We start from the raw sequence: 1,103 nt of genomic DNA on the forward strand, positions 1-1,103 counted from the left end.
GGCCGGTGCGCGTCATAGTCGCTCTTCGGTGGCTTGCCGAAACGCCGGTTGAACTCGGCAATGAAGCAGGGCGCGTACGCATTGGCAGCCTCACGCGTGCTGATAGCACGCAGCCGGAGCTCCTTGACGAGGCGGTCCTGCAGCGTCAAGTTGGCCCGCTCTACGCGCCCCTTGGCCTGACTGCTGTTCGCACAAAATGCGTCTATGTTGAGCTCATACAGCGCCCGGCCAAACTGCGTGACGCCTTTGCCCGCCGTCTCCGAGCGGCGCTTCACGTAAAAGACGCTGGCCTTGTCGCTGTAAAACGCCACGGGCTTGCCGTGCACATCCAGATACTTCGACAGCGCCTCGAAATAGCTGAAAGTCGACTCTGTTTGGGTAAAGTGCAGCGCCATCAGTCGTCCCGTCGCATCGTCAATGAACACGAGCAGTGTGCAGGCGGGCGCTCGGTCCTCGAACCAGCGATGATCGCTGCCGTCAATCTGGATCAGTTCGCCCAGGCACGAACGGCGGTTTCTCGGCTGGTAGATCTTGGGCGGGCGTTGCTTGCGCGGAACCCAAAGGCCCGAGGCCATCATCAACCTCCGTACGGTTTCAACCGCCAGATCGATGCCGTGGCATTCGCGCAGTTTCTCGCAGGCGAGCGTCGGGCCGAAATCCTCGTACCGTTCCCGGATCAGCGCGAGTGCTCGCTGGGCCTTGCCACCAGGCAATTGATGATTACCCGGGCGACCGCGCTTGCCCGACACCAGACCTGCCACGCCGGCAGCGCGGTAGCGCAGCACCAGTCGCTCGATCTGGCGCACGCTTAAGCCCAGCCGTTCTGCGGCACGACCGGGCTTCAGTCGCGCCTCGGCAACTGCTTCAATGACCTTTACCCGATCCAACTCACGCATCGACATAGTGATCGTCCCATTGGTATTCATCGCCCACGCTCCACACGTGTTTGCCTGGCAATGAAACTACGCCCAAACCCGACATTTCTATTTAGCGGAAACGCGACATCTGAACTTGGGATCTACACGTAATGTCGAGGCTAAGTTCAGATGTCGGGGTTCAAACTTTTTAGAGATGTCGGGTTTTGACTTTATCAATCTCTGTTT

At 59.3% G+C, this 1,103-nt stretch carries 1 protein-coding gene; it reads right to left on the minus strand.

The features are described from left to right. Positions 1–926, minus strand: a 926-nt coding sequence (locus tag AWB64_RS30570; RefSeq protein WP_157766745.1) for an ISNCY family transposase, incomplete at its 3' end; no start/stop codon positions are given. Positions 927–1,103: the final 177 nt, after the last annotated feature.

The organism is Caballeronia sordidicola, from assembly GCF_001544455.2.
Taxonomy (GTDB): domain Bacteria; phylum Pseudomonadota; class Gammaproteobacteria; order Burkholderiales; family Burkholderiaceae; genus Caballeronia; species Caballeronia sordidicola.